Annotated in this window: 20 protein-coding genes; 14 read left to right on the plus strand and 6 right to left on the minus strand. The window is 52.3% G+C overall.

What is annotated here, in order from left to right:
* The 9 genes from ABC502_RS00780 (at position 1) to ABC502_RS00820 (ending at position 8,449) form a co-directional block, all read left to right on the plus strand.
* On the plus strand, positions 1-1,014 hold the full coding sequence (locus ABC502_RS00780) for a cupin-like domain-containing protein (protein ID WP_345914590.1): 1,014 nt from the start codon (positions 1-3) through the stop codon (positions 1,012-1,014).
* Between the two features lie 38 nt (positions 1,015-1,052).
* Positions 1,053-2,543 (plus strand): tryptophan halogenase family protein, encoded by a 1,491-nt coding sequence (locus ABC502_RS00785; RefSeq protein WP_345914591.1) that lies wholly within the window; start codon positions 1,053-1,055, stop codon positions 2,541-2,543.
* Between the two features lie 2 nt (positions 2,544-2,545).
* A complete protein-coding gene (locus tag ABC502_RS00790; RefSeq protein ID WP_330088163.1) occupies positions 2,546-3,256 on the plus strand; it encodes a DUF6445 family protein in 711 nt (236 codons plus the stop codon).
* 71 nt (positions 3,257-3,327) lie between these two features.
* Complete coding sequence (locus ABC502_RS00795; RefSeq protein ID WP_330088190.1) at positions 3,328-4,656, plus strand: GH1 family beta-glucosidase; 1,329 nt, start codon at positions 3,328-3,330, stop codon at positions 4,654-4,656.
* Positions 4,657-4,705: 49 nt separating this feature from the next.
* Positions 4,706-6,028 (plus strand): glycoside-pentoside-hexuronide (GPH):cation symporter, encoded by a 1,323-nt coding sequence (locus tag ABC502_RS00800; protein ID WP_330088162.1) that lies wholly within the window; start codon positions 4,706-4,708, stop codon positions 6,026-6,028.
* 54 nt (positions 6,029-6,082) lie between these two features.
* Positions 6,083-7,084, plus strand: a complete 1,002-nt coding sequence (locus ABC502_RS00805; protein ID WP_330088161.1) for a LacI family DNA-binding transcriptional regulator — start codon at positions 6,083-6,085, stop codon at positions 7,082-7,084.
* An 83-nt stretch (positions 7,085-7,167) separates the two neighbouring features.
* On the plus strand, positions 7,168-7,488 hold the full coding sequence (locus tag ABC502_RS00810) for a helix-turn-helix domain-containing protein (protein ID WP_345914592.1): 321 nt from the start codon (positions 7,168-7,170) through the stop codon (positions 7,486-7,488).
* 1 nt (position 7,489) lies between these two features.
* Positions 7,490-7,969: an SRPBCC family protein gene (locus ABC502_RS00815; protein WP_345914593.1), complete on the plus strand. Its 480-nt coding sequence runs from the start codon at positions 7,490-7,492 to the stop codon at positions 7,967-7,969.
* 51 nt (positions 7,970-8,020) lie between these two features.
* Entirely contained in the window at positions 8,021-8,449 is a 429-nt protein-coding gene (locus ABC502_RS00820) for an SRPBCC domain-containing protein (protein ID WP_345914594.1), read from the plus strand.
* Between the two features lie 40 nt (positions 8,450-8,489).
* Here ABC502_RS00820 and ABC502_RS00825 read toward each other — a convergent pair whose 3' ends face one another.
* On the minus strand, positions 8,490-9,446 hold the full coding sequence (locus ABC502_RS00825; RefSeq protein ID WP_345914595.1) for a YafY family protein: 957 nt from the start codon (positions 9,444-9,446) through the stop codon (positions 8,490-8,492).
* A 240-nt stretch (positions 9,447-9,686) separates the two neighbouring features.
* Between ABC502_RS00825 and ABC502_RS00830 the strand changes: the two genes are divergently transcribed.
* A complete protein-coding gene (locus ABC502_RS00830) occupies positions 9,687-10,316 on the plus strand; it encodes a glutathione S-transferase family protein (protein WP_345915120.1) in 630 nt (209 codons plus the stop codon).
* Between the two features lie 114 nt (positions 10,317-10,430).
* On the opposite strand, the gene ABC502_RS00835 is transcribed toward ABC502_RS00830, so the two are convergent.
* Entirely contained in the window at positions 10,431-11,324 is an 894-nt protein-coding gene (locus ABC502_RS00835) for a LysR family transcriptional regulator (RefSeq protein WP_345914596.1), read from the minus strand.
* 97 nt (positions 11,325-11,421) lie between these two features.
* Between ABC502_RS00835 and ABC502_RS00840 the strand changes: the two genes are divergently transcribed.
* Positions 11,422-11,739 (plus strand): multidrug efflux SMR transporter, encoded by a 318-nt coding sequence (locus tag ABC502_RS00840; RefSeq protein ID WP_330088155.1) that lies wholly within the window; start codon positions 11,422-11,424, stop codon positions 11,737-11,739.
* A 120-nt stretch (positions 11,740-11,859) separates the two neighbouring features.
* Here ABC502_RS00840 and ABC502_RS00845 read toward each other — a convergent pair whose 3' ends face one another.
* Together ABC502_RS00845 and ABC502_RS00850 are read right to left on the minus strand one after the other, a co-directional pair.
* On the minus strand, positions 11,860-12,141 hold the full coding sequence (locus ABC502_RS00845) for a hypothetical protein (protein ID WP_330127132.1): 282 nt from the start codon (positions 12,139-12,141) through the stop codon (positions 11,860-11,862).
* 191 nt (positions 12,142-12,332) lie between these two features.
* Entirely contained in the window at positions 12,333-12,929 is a 597-nt protein-coding gene (locus ABC502_RS00850) for a hypothetical protein (RefSeq protein WP_345914597.1), read from the minus strand.
* 157 nt (positions 12,930-13,086) lie between these two features.
* On the opposite strand from ABC502_RS00850, the gene ABC502_RS00855 reads away from it, so the two are divergent.
* From ABC502_RS00855 to ABC502_RS00865, 3 genes are read left to right on the plus strand one after another with little or no spacing between them, the layout of a single operon-like run.
* On the plus strand, positions 13,087-14,040 hold the full coding sequence (locus ABC502_RS00855; RefSeq protein WP_345914598.1) for an alpha/beta fold hydrolase: 954 nt from the start codon (positions 13,087-13,089) through the stop codon (positions 14,038-14,040).
* Positions 14,006-14,698, plus strand: a complete 693-nt coding sequence (locus tag ABC502_RS00860; RefSeq protein ID WP_345914599.1) for a response regulator transcription factor — start codon at positions 14,006-14,008, stop codon at positions 14,696-14,698. The genes ABC502_RS00855 and ABC502_RS00860 overlap by 35 nt, the downstream gene beginning before the upstream one ends.
* Positions 14,691-15,974, plus strand: coding sequence for a HAMP domain-containing sensor histidine kinase (locus ABC502_RS00865; protein ID WP_345914600.1), 1,284 nt, complete (start codon positions 14,691-14,693; stop codon positions 15,972-15,974). Before ABC502_RS00860 ends, ABC502_RS00865 begins: the two co-directional genes overlap by 8 nt.
* Here ABC502_RS00865 and ABC502_RS00870 read toward each other — a convergent pair.
* Together ABC502_RS00870 and ABC502_RS00875 are read right to left on the minus strand one after the other, a co-directional pair.
* Complete coding sequence (locus ABC502_RS00870) at positions 15,930-16,679, minus strand: DUF3307 domain-containing protein (RefSeq protein ID WP_345914601.1); 750 nt, start codon at positions 16,677-16,679, stop codon at positions 15,930-15,932. The genes ABC502_RS00865 and ABC502_RS00870 overlap by 45 nt on opposite strands.
* Positions 16,676-17,338: a hypothetical protein gene (locus ABC502_RS00875; protein WP_345914602.1), complete on the minus strand. Its 663-nt coding sequence runs from the start codon at positions 17,336-17,338 to the stop codon at positions 16,676-16,678. Before ABC502_RS00875 ends, ABC502_RS00870 begins: the two co-directional genes overlap by 4 nt.
* Between the last annotated feature and the right edge of the window lie 53 nt (positions 17,339-17,391).

Here is a 17,391-nt window from a genome sequence, read left to right on the forward strand (position 1 = left end):
ATGACCGCAGCCCTCACCCCGATAAAAACCCTGCCGGCTTGCGACAGTGCCAGCTTGCAGCAAATCATTGCCACAGCCACCACGCCACTGGTGTTTCAACAGCAATGTTTACACTGGCCGCTGGTACAGGCAGGGCTAAACAGTGCCGCCGCCGCGGCTGATTATCTGCGGCAATTTTATCAGGGTGAGCCGGTCAATGCCTGCTTAGTGCCTGCCGGGCACCAAGGCCGAGTGTTTTATAATGAGGATTGCACCGGCTTTAACTTTCAGGCCGGTAAAGTTGACTTTAACCAGTTTCTTGACCGCCTGCTGGCACAGGCTGCGGATGACACCAGTACATGGTATATGGGCTCCACCGACATTCAGCGCTGGTTTAACGGCCTGGCCAAGGAGAACAGCATTGTCTTGCCAGGTATCACACCCCTAACCAGCCTGTGGATTGGTAATCAGTCACGGATCGCGGCACATTATGATTTTCCGCATAATCTGGCCTGCAATGTGGTTGGCAGCCGCACTTTCACCCTGTTTCCACCGGAGCAAATTGCCAACCTCTATCCTGGCCCGATGGAGTTTGCCCCGGGCGGCCAGGACATCAGCATGGTCGATTTCGAGCAGCCCGATTTGCAGCAATTTCCACGCTTTACTCAGGCGTTGGCAGCAGCCCAAACCGCCACGTTAGCGCCGGGCGACGTATTATTTATTCCCAGCATGTGGTGGCACCATGTTAAAGCGTTAACACCATTTAATGCATTGCTCAGCCATTGGTGGCGCGATACACCGGCCTATCTTGGCCGCCCTAACAATGCACTGTTGATGAGTATCCTCAGTTTACGCAGCTTGCCTAAAGCCCAGCGCCAGGCATGGAAAGCCATTTTTGAACATTATATTTTTGACCATGATGAAGTATCACAGCAGCACATACCGGACGCTGCCCAGGCCATGCTGGCCAAACCTATTTCCGAGCTGCAGGCGCGCCAGCTGCGCGCTGATCTGCTTAATAAACTCAAGCGTTGAACCGCCATGATACCAACAGACACCAGCAAGGGGGCAGCATGAACCAGGCGCAGCGGATTAAAAAAGTAGTGATTGCCGGTGGCGGCACCGCCGGCTGGATGACCGGCGCAGCGCTGGCCAAGCTGATGGGGAAATCCATCGAGGTGGTGCTGGTAGAGTCGGACGAAATTGGCACGGTCGGCGTGGGTGAAGCCACGATTCCAACCCTGCATATTTTTCACCGGCTACTCGGCCTGAAAGAAGCGGAGGTCATGGCCGCGACCAATGCTACCTTTAAGCTGGGGATCGCCTTTGAAAACTGGCACGATCTCCATAAAAACTACCTGCATTCTTTTGGCTATTTAGGAAAAGATTGTTGGGCCTGCGGCTTTCAGCACTTCTGGTTGAAGGGGCAGCAACGCGGTATTGCCGCCGACATTGGCGACTATTGCGTAGAACACCTGGCTGCGCGGCAAGGGCGCTTTGCTGTACTGCCGAATCAGGATCTGAACCATGCCTATCATATGGACGCCTCACTCTATGCCAACTACCTGAGAAACATCGCACAGCAACATGGTTTAAACCGGATTGAAGGCAAAATTGCCCGTGTGAAGCAGCACGATCATGGCGATATTGCCGGGCTTGTGCTGCAAGATGGCCAGCATATTGATGGCGATTTATTTATCGACTGCACCGGCTTTCGTGCCTTGTTGATTGAACAAACGCTAAATACCGGCTTTGATGACTGGAGCCACTGGTTACCCTGCGATAGTGCTATTGCGGTACAAACCAAAAGCGTGGCCCCACCCCTGGCATACACCCGATCCATTGCCCGCCAGGCCGGCTGGCAATGGCGTATTCCGCTGCAAAACCGTGTGGGCAATGGTCTGGTGTACTGCAGTAAATACTTAAGTGATGCCGACGCCAGACAAACTCTGGTCGATAATCTGGAAGGCGATATGCTGACCGAGCCGCGACTGATTAAGTTTCGCACCGGTACTCGCCGTAAACACTGGCAAAAGAACTGCATTGCTATCGGCTTATCGTCGGGTTTTCTGGAGCCATTGGAGTCAACCAGTATTCATCTGATCCAGCGCAGTATCATTCGCCTGCTGCAAATGTTTCCAGCCCAGGGCATTCAATCGGCCGACGTGGCCGAGTTTAACCGGCAAACTGAAATCGAACTGCTGAATATCCGCGACTTTATTATTCTGCATTACAAAGTCACCGAGCGCACCGACACGCCGTTCTGGCGCTATTGCAGCTCGATGCAAGTGCCCGATTCATTGGCCCATCGTATCGCGTTATTTCAGCAAAGCGGCAAAGTGTACAAGTTTGCTCAGGAGTTGTTTGGCGAAAGCTCCTGGATCCAGGTGATGCTGGGGCAAGGCTTGCAGCCAGCGCAGTATCATCCGATTGTTGATGCAATGTCCGATGACGAACTGGCCAGCTTTTTACAGCAGATCCAGAGCAATGTGCAGCGCAGTGTCGCCAAATATCCGTCGCATCAGGACTTTATCCGGCATTACTGCCAGGCTGTGGCAAACTGACCATGCAGACGACTGACTTTGCAATAAACCCCACGCTAAGGCCCGAAGTGATCTATCTGGGGCAAGAGCGTACCCCTTTGCTGATCATTGATGATTTTGTCAGCGATATTACAGCACTGCGCCAACAGGCCCAGCAAAGTGCGTTTAATCCTGATCACACAGCTTATTACCCGGGTTTGAAAGCGCCATTACCCAAACACTATGTCGCCGCCACCCTCACCACCCTGTATCCACTCATTTATGATGTGTACCAGGTACCAAAACAGCTGCGGCTTAAGCCACAAAACCTGTTTTTTGCGCTGATTAATCAAACCGAAGACACATTACAACCACTGCAATGCCTGCCGCATTTTGATACGGCAGATGGTCATTACTTTGCTTTTTTACACTACTTAAACCCACAACCACACGGCAGCACCGGTTTTTTCCGGCATAACCCTACCGGCTATGAGCGCATCAGCGAGCAGCGCCGGCAGCACTACTTTAACGCAGCACAGCACTTTATTGACCAGCATGGTAACCCCGCACAGCAGTACTTTGTTCAGAGTGATGCCCATTTCGAGCTATACCACCAGGTGCCTTACCAGGCCAACCGGCTGATTATCTACCCGGGCAACCTGCTGCATTCTACTTTGGTGAATACCAGCACCGATATTGACAGCTCACCGATCAGCGGGCGACTTACCGCCAATATTTTTACCAGTTTTTTATAAGCAGCAGCGGGCACCAGATGCAAGGGCACGCTAAATCGATTGACTTAACGCAAAATGAAAGCGATTACATTATGGCATACACTTTACCTGCAGCATCAAAAATGCTGAAAAAAGACTTTATCTACGGCGTGGCAACGGCCTCGTTTCAAATTGAAGGTGACTCCGCATCCCGCTTGCCTTGTATCTGGGATACCTTCTGTGCCACCCCCGGCAAAGTCCGCGATGGCTCCAATGGCGATGTGGCCTGTAACCACATCAATTTATGGCAGCAAGACGTTGAGCTGATCAGTTCGCTGGGGGTAGATGCTTATCGCCTGTCCATTTCCTGGCCCCGGGTGATGCATCAAGACGGCAGCCTGAACCAGCACGGCGTTAATTTTTACATTGGCTTACTCGACGCGCTAAAGGCAAACAATATCAAAGCCTTCGTCACTTTGTATCACTGGGATTTACCGCAATACATTGAAGATAACGGCGGATGGTTAAATCGGGAAACCGCCTACTTGTTTCGCGATTATGCCGATAAAATTACCCGGGCATTGGGTGACAGAGTCTATGCTTACGCCACCTTCAACGAACCCTTTTGCAGTTCTTACCTGGGGTATGAAACCGGTGTTCATGCCCCAGGCCTGGCCAAAAAAGCCTATGGCCGCCAGGCTGCCCACCATATTTTGCTGGCGCATGGTTTAGCCATGCCGGTACTGCAAAAAAACAGCCCGCACAGCCTGAATGGTATTGTACTTAACTTTACTCCGGCCTATGCCCATAGCAATAGCGCAGCCGATATCACGGCAGCACGGCTGGCAGATGAGTATTTTAATCAATGGTATATCAAGCCGCTGTTTGATGGTGCTTACCCGGACAGCTTTGCGCTGTTGTCTGATGAAGATAAACCGGTTATACAGGATGGCGACTTTGCCATCATGCAGGCCCCGTTGGACTTTTTGGGGATCAATTTTTACACCCGCACTGTGTATAAGGCTGCACCGGACAAGGCCTTTACCGAAGTCGATATGGTCAATGCAGCCAAAACCGATATTGGCTGGGAAATTTACCCACAAGCCTTTACCGATTTACTGGTCTCGTTGCATACCAAGTACCCGTTACCACCGGTGTATATCACCGAAAATGGCGCCGCTATGGCCGATACACTAAGCAATGGTGTGGTGGACGATCAAGACCGCATTGACTACTACCAGCAACATTTGATGGCAGTGCACCATGCCATAGAGCAAGGCGTAAATATTGCCGGCTATTTTGCCTGGAGCCTGATGGACAACTTTGAATGGGCCGAAGGCTACCTGAAGCGATTTGGCATTGTCTATGTGGATTATGCCACCCAGGAACGCACCATTAAAAACAGCGGTATTGCCTATAAAAACCTGATTACCTCACGTTAATCAGCAGAAAAACAACAAAACAACACCAGACAACAGGGGTAAGGTAAGCATGGTTAGCATCAGAGAGAAAATGGCTTACGGGCTTGGCGACACAGCAAGTAATATCGTATTTCAAACCGTTATGTTGTTCTTAACCTTTTTTTATACCGATATTTTTGGCATTTCGCCGGCTTTTGTCGGCACCATGTTTTTACTGGTACGCTGTCTTGATGCCATTACCGATCCACTCATGGGGGCCTTTGCCGATCGCACCCAAAGCAAATATGGAAAATTCCGCCCTTATTTGCTGTGGTTTGCACTGCCCTTTGGCGTTATCAGCGTGTTGGCGTTTACCACGCCCGATTTTTCAGATACCGGCAAAATGATTTATGCTTTTGTCACCTACACTTTGCTGATGATGGTGTATACCGCTATTAATATCCCTTATTGTGCCCTGGGTGCGGCCTTAACGGCTGATCCGAAAGAGCGGGTGTCGATACAATCCTATCGTTTTGTCTTTGCCTTTATTGGCGGCGTACTGGTGTCGGCCTGCACCTTGCCATTGGTCGCCTACTTCGGTCAGGGGGACAACGCCAAAGGCTATCAGCTGACTATTTTAGCCATGAGTACCTTAGGCGTACTGATGTTTTTGCTCTGCTTTTACGGCACCAAAGAACGGGTGATCCCGCCGAAAGAGCATACCGGCACCTATCTGCAGAACTTCAAAATTCTTTGGTTAAACGATCAATGGCGGGTACTGGCGCTGGCTACCTTGTGCTTAATGAGCGGTTTTGTGCTGCGCACCACCCTGGCCATTTACTACATTAAATACTACTTGCTAAAGCCCGACAGTATCTCGCTGATTATTACACTAGGTATGGTTGGCAGCATTATCGGCTGTCTGATGGCGCAGCCACTGGCAAAGCGGTTCAGCAAAATTAAACTGTATATTGTTATTCAGTTGCTGGCCGGTGCACTCTGTGTTGCCAGCTACCTGGTCGCGGATACCAATGTGGCACTGGCTATTGCGCTGTATGTGCTATGGAATGCCGTGTTTAACACTGGTACACCGCTGCTGTGGGCCAAAATGGCAGACACGGTCGATTACGGCCAATGGCGCACCGGCATTCGAACTACTGGTATGGTCTATTCATCCATTGTATTTTTTATTAAGCTGGGCGTTGCGGTGGGTGGTGCTTCGGCAGGCTGGCTGTTAGCGGGTATGGGTTATCAGGCGGGTGCAGTGCAAACCGAAACCACCCGGGCTGGTTTATTATTGGCATTCAGCCTTTACCCGGCAATAGGTTCCGTGATTGTGGCCGTGGTAATGCGCTGGTACGTCCTGACCAATGAAAAAATTGGCCAAATCAGTCAGGAGTTGAAGCAGGCGTAACAGTAAGCCTGTACTATGACATCTTTAGTTCAATAGCGAGTAACTGCAAATATTATGGCAACCATTTACGATGTGTCCCAGCTGGCTGGCGTGTCTTTAGCCACCGTGTCCAGAGTGATCAATAAAAACACCAATGTCGGGGAGAAAACCCGGCAAAAAGTGTTAGTTGCTATGGAAAAGCTGGGCTATCGGCCAAATACCTTTGCCCAGTCGTTGGCGTCCAGTTGCTCTAACAGTGTTGGTGTGTTGGTATCGCAGTTGGACGGCCCCTACTATGGTCCGATGATGGCAGAAATAGAAGCCGCACTCAGAGCAGAAAATAAACATGTGATCATCGCGGTAGGTCATAGTGATGCCAACCAGGAAAAGGATAGCGTCGAGTTTCTGCTGGATCGTGGTTGTGACGCCTTAATCCTGGATGTCGAAGCCGTATCCGATGAATACCTGATTGACCTGAGCAAAGGCCCTACCACCATTGTATTAATTAACCGCTATATCGAACAAATCAGCGAGCGCTGTATTTATCTGGAAAATGAGCTGGGTGGCTACATGGCCACCAAACATCTACTGTCCCTCGGGCATCGTCACATCGCCTACATTTCCGGACCAGCGAAAAAACACGATGCTATTGAGCGTTTGGTCGGCCACAAACGAGCGCTCAGCGAACTCAACATCGAATTTGATCCCAAGCTGTGTTTCGAAGGAGATTACCGCGAAGAAGGTGGTGTCGATGGGATGACCTATTTGCTCACCCAGCGCCAGCACAAGCCCTTTACCGCAGTAGTGTGCGCCAACGACCAAATGGTATCCGGCGCCATCTCGGTGTGCTTAGAGCGCGGCATGCGCATCCCGCAGGATTTATCTTTTGTCGGCTATGATAATATTCCTTTCGCCCGCTATGTGTCCCCTAAACTTACCACCGTAAATAACCCCATTCACGAAATGGGCAAGATGGCAGCCTTATGGTTGTTAAAAAATCTGTATAACAAAAATGTTGAGGTAAACAACGTTTTTATGCCAGAACTGATTGAGAGGGAATCATCCATTTCGACCTGATTCCCTACGCCTGCCACAACCATATTCAAAACAATTGGTGCATAACATTTGACATGCAACCGAATGGTTGCATAATTAAAGCTATGACATCAGACGCACACGACATTTTTAAAGCGCTGGCCGATCCCTGCCGCCGCGAGCTGCTTGATCGCTTAACTGAAGAAAACGGCCAGACGCTGGGTTCGCTCTGTGAGCGCATGGCCATCAGCCGTCAGGGGGTCACGAAGCATTTGGCGCTGCTCGAGGCCGCCAATCTGGTGGTGGTGGTTTGGCGAGGCAGAGAAAAGCTGCATTACTTAAACCCAGAGCCAATCCAGCAGATCTATCAGCGCTGGCTTGGCAAGTTCGAACCGCAGCGACTGCAAGCACTCGCCACCTTAAAACAAGCTCTGGAGGACAAATAACATGACCGCCACAAACTTTGTCTATGTCACCTATATCGATACCAGCCCCGAGCAGTTATGGCGAGCACTGACCAGTGCTGAGTTTACCCGGCAGTACTGGGGGCAACGCGGCATTGAATCCAACTGGCAAGTCGGTGCTCTGGTACAACTGCTAAAAGAAGACGGTTCACTGGATTGGTCTGGACAGGTGCTGGAAGCAGAGCCTCCAAGACGCTTGTGTTACACCTTTCTCCCTGCCACCGATGATGAGATGCCAGGTTACCAGGGGCAAAGAGTAGACCTGACCCGGCCTGAACAACCATCCAGAGTGACTTTCGTGATAGAGCCATACCTGGGCAAAGTAAAGCTGACCCTGACGCATGATCAGTTTGAACCGGGCAGTAAAGTGCTTCCGGGGGTGAGTAACGGCTGGCCAGTGATTTTGTCTGGCCTGAAATCGTTGCTGGAAGGCAACGCATCCTTGTTCCCTGATTGGCGCTAACGGCGACGAATGCCCCAAAACACAATCCACACCATCACTACCGGAGCACCTATGATCAACATTGAACAGATTCAGTACATCAAAGCACCCGCATCGCAGGTGTATCAGGTGCTCACCACAGCGGCTGGTTTAGCCGCTATCTGGACAAAAGAGCTGACGTTTAGCGCCAAAGCTGGTGCCATCAATGAATTCCGGTTTGGGGATGAAACACCCACAAAAATGCAAATCACCGCCCTCACGCCAAATCAGCGTATGGACTGGCTTTGTCTGGATTCAGATCCTGAATGGATAGGTACCCGTGTTTGCTTTGAACTGCAAGAGAGCAATGGCAAAACCGCCGTCACTTTGCAGCATGCCGACTGGCGGGAACTCACCGACTTCTATCGGTTTTGTAACTACAATTGGGCCATCTTTTTACTGAGCCTGAAACAGTATTGCGAGTCTGGTGAAGGCATTAATTTTCAGGCCCGGAGCTTTTAACTACCGAGCCCTAGCAGCATAAACTATGCCTTACCAGCACTCAATGCGCCTGACCAGCTAGTCGCAGCAGACGTTGTGCCTGCTTGTTAAGTGCTTGCCTGAGCTCCGGTGGCTCCAGAATGGTGAAATCAAACGGCAATTGGCTGAGCCAGAGGGCGATGCAATCGCAGTTGTCGATTTGAAAGCTCAGCAGCAAACCACCGACCTGAGGTTTTAACAAGGAGGCAGTTAAGCCAAGATGCTCGGCAGCCGTGGTTAAGTCGGTATGCAGCATGACTTTTACCGACAAATTACCCGGCATCTGATTCAGGCTGGCATTAAAATGCTCTGCCGCATTAAAGTTCGCCGGCCGGGTAAAGGTCTGCTCCAGCAATGTCAGTTGCTGAATACGATCCAGCCGGAAAATACGCAGATCCTGGCGCAGATGGCAGTAACCGCTCAGGTACCAGTGCTGGCGGCGAAACAGCAAACCATAGGGATCCACCCGCCGCTCTACCGGCTCGGTATGGTAGGACGCATAACGGATCTGCACCGCACGCTGCTGCTCCAGCGCATCCAGCAACGGCGATAATGGCACCCCCCGACTGGCGGGTGCAGGCTCCGGCAACATCAGATTGATGGTGTCGGCAATCAGTCGGGTACGGGATTTCAACTTCGCCGGCATCACCCGTTCCAGTTTCGCCTGCACACTGCTGATAGCCGCTTCCGTCTCGACCAGGCTTAACTTTTTCGCGGCCAGCAAACCAAGTGATAACGCCAGGGTTTCTTCATGGGTAAACATCATCGGCGGCAATTTGTAACCAGCCACCAGCATATAGCCGCCATCGCGGCCCTGCTCGGTGGTCACCGGTATGCCCAGTGCTTCCAGCGCCTGAATATAGCGCCGCACCGTGCGCTTATCCACGCCAAGCTGCTGCGCTATCTCAGTGCCGTTTAAGCGTGGATGCGATTGCAACAGTTCCAGTAAGGTCAGTACCCGAACCGTGGGGCCACTCATAACAGCTGCCTTTGTATCATCCCGCCCCCTCCACTGCTTGCTATGCTTTGTGCACATAATCGCTCTGCTGTCTGCAAACGATCAAAGTGAAACTAAAAGTGCAACTATAGCCGAAAATTAGGACGTATTCTGCCCTATATGGGTCGTATTCTTTGCATCAGCGGCAAAACCGCCACACTGCCAGGCCAGATCACTGACCAGGTGCAAAAGTTACCAGCAACAAGGAATACCACAATGGCAATGCACGAATTAACCTTATACACCAACCCCAACTCCCGCGGCCGTATTGTCCGCTGGCTACTGGAAGAGCTGGGAGTCCCTTACCAGGTGAAGTTACTGCAGTACGGTGGTGACATGAAGTCCGCCGACTTTCTGGCGCTGAACCCCATGGGCAAAGTACCGGCACTCACCCACGGCAATGTGGTGGTCACCGAGGCCGCCGCCATCTGTGCTTACCTGGCCGATCACTTTGCCGATAAGCAACTGGCACCCGATCCACAAAGTCCGGAGCGGGCGGCCTACTATCGTTGGCTGTTCTTTGTTGCAGGGCCACTGGAAATGGCAACCAGCGCCAAAGCCTACGACTGGCGCATTGATGCCGACAATGCGCCGGCAGTGGGTTCTGGTTTTTATCAGGATACGATCAATACACTGGAAACAGCGTTAGCCCATGGCCCCTATATCTGTGGTGAGCAGTTTACCGCCGCCGATGTCTATGTGGGCAGCCATATTATGTGGGGCCTGATGTTTAAAACCATCGAACCACTGCCAGCCTTTTTGGATTATACCGAGCGCTTGAACGCCCGGCCAGCAGCCATCCGGGCCAATCAACTGGATGATGCGCTGCTGGAAAAAACCACCCAGGGCTAAGCCTTGCTGATGCAAACCGCCCCCTGTGATCGGACGCTCACGGCAGCTTGTCGTAGCGTCCTTTTTTGGGCCATCTTCGTACAGCTCGGTTTAGCGAAGCTGCTCGCGGCATATTTAATCCCTGGCCGGGCTGGCATACAGCTTTTTCAACTCGTCCAGCAGCCATGAAAACACCGGGCCATGCGGCTCGCCTTTGCTAAAAATCAAGTCCACCGGTACCGACCAGGTGGCATGATCAATCGCCAGCTTCATCCGGTGCAGCTGCCCATTATTCAGTAAGTGCTGCACCATAAAACGCGGTAAGTAGGCCCAGCCCAACTGACGCTCAACCAAAGAAAGCGCCTCGCTGTAACCGGAGCACCACCAGACTTTGGAAGCAATGCTCAGCAGTAAGGACGATTCGCGCTTGTCTTTGCCCCGCACCGCAATTTGCCGGTAAGGCAGCAAGGTGGAAATGCTGATACGCTCCAGCGCCGCCAATGGGTAGTCGACATGACAAACAGCAATCATCTCCAACTGGCCAACAAAACAAAAATCGGTGGTTTTGGCCGCTTCCACTTCCGAGAACATCACCCCAAGCTGAACCTCCCCACTGCGCACCGCCGCAGCCATATCGGTCGAAGGCAGGGTTAGCAGTTCCAGCTCGAGCGTAGGAAAACGCTCCTCCAGTTGTTTAAGCAGTGTAAACACCTGCGGCAACAACAGACCATCATCCAACGCTATGGTAAAGCGGGTTTCCTGCTCTTTATCAATGGCCTGGGCGGTTTTTTCCAGCTCATCAGCCTGCTGTAGCAAGGCCCGTGCCTGGCGCAACAAACGCTCTCCGGCGGGGGTTAAACGTGGATTGCGTGATGAGCGATCAAACAGCTCCAGGTTTAAATCCAATTCCAATGTGTTAATGCCATGACTGACGGCCGACTGCACTTTGCCGGTTTTTCGGGCGCAGGCCGAAAACGAGCCTTCCTCTGCCGCAATCACAAACATTCTGATCTGTTCAAGACTTAACATATGAAATTATTCGATGGTATCTAACTTTGATAAATCTAATTAGTAGATATTATAGCCACTCTGTCAAGGGCAATAGCGCAAACAAGATGAGGACATCATGAGTTGGATTTTTTTACTGTTGGCTGGTTTTACCGAAATTGGCTGGCCTGTAGGGTTAAAAATAGCGCAAAGTGGCCAGCATAAATTAACCGGCATCGCGATTGCAGTCGGCTTTATGGTGGTAAGCGGCACCCTGCTGTTTCTGGCACAGCGTACCATACCGCTTGGTACCGCCTACGCCGTCTGGACCGGCATGGGAGCAGCCGGCACCTTTTTGGTCGGGGTGTATTTCTTTGGTGATCCTACCTCGCTGCTGCGTTACCTTGGGGTCATGATGATTATCAGCGGCGTAGTGGTGCTGAAGCTGGCCAGTTGAGCTATGCGATCACAGCATAGAATGCCGGCTGGCGGATCGGGACGTGAAACAAGATGCCGAGCCACACAGACGGGCCCGGCAGCTTGTAACCCTTCTGCAGGGCTGTTTGAGCGGCAACAACTAACGGATCAATCTGGCCAGGCACTGGCCAAAAGCTTCGGTCTCGGCCGAGCGGTCTTGCTCAGTGCCATCAGAGATGGACATTTCACCCGACAGTTGTGGCGAACCGCTGGTTGTATCCACAATGCCCATCACTTCAAAGGTGTAGACCTGGCCTTGCGGCAACAAGCTGGCACACTGTTCAATGGTATTCATGGCTGGCTGCTGTGAAGCACCAGCAAGGTTGATAACAGCAACAACAACTCCGGCAACAATTATGGTTAACGCGATCAAAGTACGCATACATTCTCCTGTTTACTATGGCTTGATGCCCGATAGCGAGTCGACTGCTTTAGGAAGTAGAAAACTCATCACACACTACCCAGGATCTTTCTTTCCATCACCTTCGCTGCAAGCAAGTTAGCCAGCTACTACAAAAAAATCAATAGCTTTATCCGATGGTAATTACATCAGGATCAGCTGCCCATGCCACTTTACAATGCCTTTAGTAGTCCAAGGTATTGCCGATAACCAGGCTCACTGTAAGCCTTGGATACCGGGTTCATAAAGCCATGTTGCCATGCTGTGCTGCTGGCTTGAACGCCCGGCTGCTGCGATAAAACAGCGCAGGCTGCGCGAACGTCAAAATGCAGCTCACTGGCACCGAAAATAACGTGAACCGGTGCGCTTGGGTTAAGCACCAGGTAGGGCTGGATCTGCCCCGGATAAAACAGTACAGCTTGTTGTACCTGGCTGGTACCCGGCTTAGCCAAAGCACGCCAGAGCGCACTGGCACCGGCGCTAAAGCCAATGGCAAGAGCCAAGGGATCCGTGTATTCAGCCAACGCCTGCCGTACCAGGCTGGCATAATGCTCATGGCCACAGCACTCGGTGTAAGCCTGATACGCTTGCGGCTCATCGCTGAACGACTGCGACTGCCCCTGATAAGGGTCCAGCACACGGATGCTGCAATCAGGCGCCGCCAGATCCTGCAACAGCTGCTGCAGCCCTTGGCACTGGCCAAAAATATCGCTGACAATCAATAGTTTTTGCATCGTATTCAATCGATAGCTGTAAGGATCACTTTTCACAAAAGTCTTCCATGTTGCTATGGTAAAAGCAAGCCAAAGCATTTTTCTGGGCCTCGGAAAAAAATAGGCACTCATCAATTCACAACCGCTTCACAGCTCCCCCCTTATGCTGCCCCTTTCAAACCAACAGCTGACTATTTAGCACAGGAACCCATGCATGAACCTCATCAAAATCAGAACAACACTACTCACCATTGTTGGAGTAGCCGCGGCCCTGGCTGCCGCCTGGTACAGTGTCTTTGGCTTAAAACCTTATACCGTCTCGCCCACACAGATTGCTGAGCGCTACAGCTATTCGGTGGTTCAGCCAATGACCATGCAGTTAGAGTCCACAGACAACACTCATTTCAGCTTTAGCTATCGCAGCTTTGACGGGGCTGTGGTCAATGGCCAGCTGCGCTATCCGATGCCGCTGCATGACGGTCAGGAGCCGCTTCCCGTGCTCATTGGTATCCATGCGATGGGCCGCTCACAGCTACGCTGGTGGCAAGCCAGTGTCAATGATCGTCCTACACTTGAGAATACCGACAAACTAGCCGCTCTGGCGCTGGCCAACGGCTATGCGGTTGTCACCATCGATGCCCGCAACCATGGCGAGCGGAAAGATCCGGCACTGGGGATAGTGGCACTCTACCGCAACCTGCACTGGTGGGGGCAACGTGAACCCTACGAAGCCATGCTGATTGATACGGTGCGTGATCACAGAGTGCTGCTGGACTGGCTGACAGAGCAGCCGCAGTTCGATCCAACGCAAATCCATAGCGCCGGTTATAGCATGGGTGCTCAGCTTAGCTTGCTCCTGGCCGCCACGGATAACCGCATCAACCGGGTTTTGGCGCTCGTACCACCGCATATCAACAACACCACGGCCCTAGTGGCGCCGAAAAATATGCTGGCAGGGCTGGCCGGTAATCCTGTCTGGCTACTCAGTGCGAACCAGGATGAATACGCCAGCAAAAAACAGAACCGCCTCTTGTTTGCCGCCTTACCAAGCCCCGATAAAAAACACATTACCTTTGACGGCGGCCACCTGTTACCGGCAAGCTATGTGCAGATTCTTGACGATTGGTTTAGCCATGATGACAGCCCCACTCAGCGTGTTACTGATTGAAGACAACAGCAGCATCAGCGCCAATATTGCCGATTATTTTAGCCAGCAGGGCGCTGTGCTGGATTTTGCCATACAAGGCCAGCAGGGGCTGCAGCTGGCCTTGCAGCATTACTACGATGTGGTGGTACTGGATTTGATGCTACCCGTCATGGACGGGCTGACGCTGTGCAAAGCACTACGCTCTCAGGCCAATCGCCATATACCGGTATTGATGCTGACGGCCCGTGATACCCTGGATGACAAGCTGCACGGCTTTGCCTGTGGTGCTGATGACTACCTGAGCAAACCCTTTGCCCTGCCAGAGCTATGGGCTCGCTGTCAGGCACTGGCCCGCCGGCCGCTGCCACCGGCATACCAGGTGCGTGTGGGTGAGCTACTGCTCGATAAGAAAAGTCGTCAGATCAGCCGGCAGGGGCAGTTACTGCTGCTTAAACCCATTGCCTGGCAAATCCTGAGTTTACTGATGGAGTCGCATCCCAGGCCAATGAGCCGAACTGAACTTTGCCGCCGGATCTGGGGGGATGAGCCTACCGAGTCGGACGCTTTGCGATCGCACTTGTATCAATTGCGCAAGGTATTGGATCAGCCGTTTCCAAAGCCGATGCTAAAAACTCTGCATGGCGTTGGTTTTTCCCTGGAGCTCAGCAGCGATGATTAAAAAGCACTCGATACAGCGGCGCATGCTGGCTGCTTTGGCGCTGACGACCCTGCTAATAGCCCTGCTGTTTAGCCTCACCACCTTCTTATTTGCTTACCACATCGAAGATCGTTTCTTTGCCGCCCAACTGGCTGATGAAGCCAGAGATGCAGAGCAACAACTGGCAGCCGGTGGACACCCCGCCCCCCAGCTTGCTTACATTCGCTACTACAAGGACGCGACCGCTTTGCCAGACGAGCTGCAAAGCATGCTACAAAGCCAGCCGAACCGCACCGAGTTTAGCGGTCAGGAACAGCGGCACTATCATTTACAGCGCCTGTCTCAGGGCTTCTTGCTGGCGGAAGTGAGCCAGCATTTGATGGTACGGGAGCTTCGCCCCTTGATGCTGAAATTCCTGCTGGTACTGCTGCTGATCACCCTGCTGCTTGGCTCTGGTATGGCCTGGCTGATGGGCCGCCAGTTGCTTAGCCCACTACAACAACTCACCACCTTGCTTGACAATGCCTCCCATTCATCGCTACCTGCAGGATTTTCCGCCCGCTTTAAGCCCAATGAAATGGGCCAACTGGCAACAGCGCTGGAGCAAAGTTGGGCCCGTACCAGTGCTTTTATCGAGCGGGAGCAATTGTTTACCCGTGATCTGTCGCATGAACTGCGAACGCCGGTCACCATCAGCCAGGGGGCACTTAGCTTGCTGGCAGCGACGCCCTTGAAGAAAGAACAACGGGAACTGGTCGGCCGACTGGAGGCCGCCCAACAACAAATAGCGCAGTCAATGGACACCTTGCTGGAGCTGGCCCGCGAGCAACAGCCAGAGCCGGGTCGCAGCCTGTTGCTGCCAATGGTTGAGCAGAGCATCCTGCAGCAACACAGTCGGCTTGCCGGCAAAGATATTGAACTGCAACTGGCCATTCCTGACACTAGCGAGGTGGCCATGGCCGAGGCGCCCCTGTTGATTTTGCTGAATAATCTACTGGCCAATGCCTTTAGTTACACCGATAGTGGCAGTATCCACATTAGCTACCAGAACCAGCAGCTTCTTGTAAAGGACAGCGGCCACGGCATTCCGGCAGCATTGCAATCGCAGTTATTTAGCCCCGGCACCAAAGGCGCAACAAGTCAGGGCCTGGGTATGGGCTTATCCATTGTCAGCCGCTTGTGTCAGAAATGGCAGCTGTACTGCAACATCGAAAGCGCTGCTACCGGCACCTGTGTACGAATTACTTTTCCATTATCCCAACAACTGCACCACCCCAATGCCCAGCAGCAAAGTTAGCCCTAGGCTAAGCAAAGAGCCAAGCAAAATGTACTCGGTTAAGGCCCGATCATTGGCATTGCGTAAATCGCTGAAGCGCAGCACCGATTTGGCGGCGATCACAAAACCCACACCGCCGTATTGCCCGACTAAAATCAGGGTCAGCACCAGTACCCGCTCCATCATGCCGATCCAGTGGCCGGCAGCCGGTAAGCCCGAGCCAGCACCGGTCGCAGGTGTCGCGATTTGATTCAAGATAAAACCAATCACCACCGATGCCGGCTTTAATACCAGCAAATACGCCAGCACCAGTAGCAACACCTTAGGGCTAAGCATGCCAGCTAACAAAGCCAGCAACTGTGTGATACTGGTATCTGTTAACACCAACCAGATCAGGCCTATCACCAGCAAGTGCAGCAGCTGATCCAACAAAAAGTACCGAAACCCCTGCAGATAGGATTTGGCTAAATCAATCAGGCAATGACTAACCGCATTCAGCAGCGCCGAGCCAAGCAGCAGCCAGCCGCTTAGTGCCGACCAACTGAGCCAATGCCACAGCATAATCACTGCCAGAGTTAACCCAAAATGCAACAAGCTGTGGTAATAGAGTGCAGCAGCACGCCAATGCTGGCTGGCCCTGGCCTGCACCCAGGCGGTGGGCTGAAAGAAGAAATCGGCCAGCACATGGGCCAGCAGCAAACTCAGCAATAAGCTCAGATCCGTCATGATGCCATACTCCAGCTAATATGCTGCTCGCAATAAGCCAGAAATGCCTGCAGCAATTGATAATCAAAATGACTGTTATTCAGCAGCTTGGTGACATTGGCTCTGGAGGTACCGAGCTTTTGGGCCAAGGCCTCATGCGCCAGCCCTGGATTAATCAGGTACAGCAACACGGCTTCCGCCTGGCGGGCAGTCAGCTTGGTCAGCATGGCGTCGGCCAGTTGCACCGGTACGGCTAAAATGTTCTCCAGCTCACTCCACTGACAACCAAGTTGCAAACGCTGGGAGCCACTCAGGCTATCCAAGCCGGTGCCCGATAAGGTAAATGCCGGGCCAGTGGCACTTTTAATGTCCTGCCGTAAGTTAGTCACTTCACCGATACCAATGCTGATTTTGCAATCCAGCCCCAGGCTGAGCAGTGTTAAGCGAATGCACACCGCCAATCGCACCCCATACTGAGGTTTCGCCAGCAGCAACTGAAAGGCATCACCGCGATAAAAACTGTAATTGAGCGCCCAGGCTTCGGCTTTCGAAGCAAACAGCTGTTCCAGCTGATACAGCACGCTATCGTATTGCTCGGCCTTGATGGCGCGGGATTGAACTAAATCGCCGGTTAAAACGGCATAGTTAGTAGCATAGTTTCTGGCATCGTGTGCGGACATAACTGAGCTGCATAATTAGATACAGCCTAAATTGTAATCGAAAAAAGTTACAA

The sequence above is a fragment of the Alkalimonas sp. NCh-2 genome (assembly GCF_039631345.1).
Taxonomy (GTDB): Bacteria; Pseudomonadota; Gammaproteobacteria; order Enterobacterales; family Alteromonadaceae; genus Alkalimonas; species Alkalimonas mucilaginosa.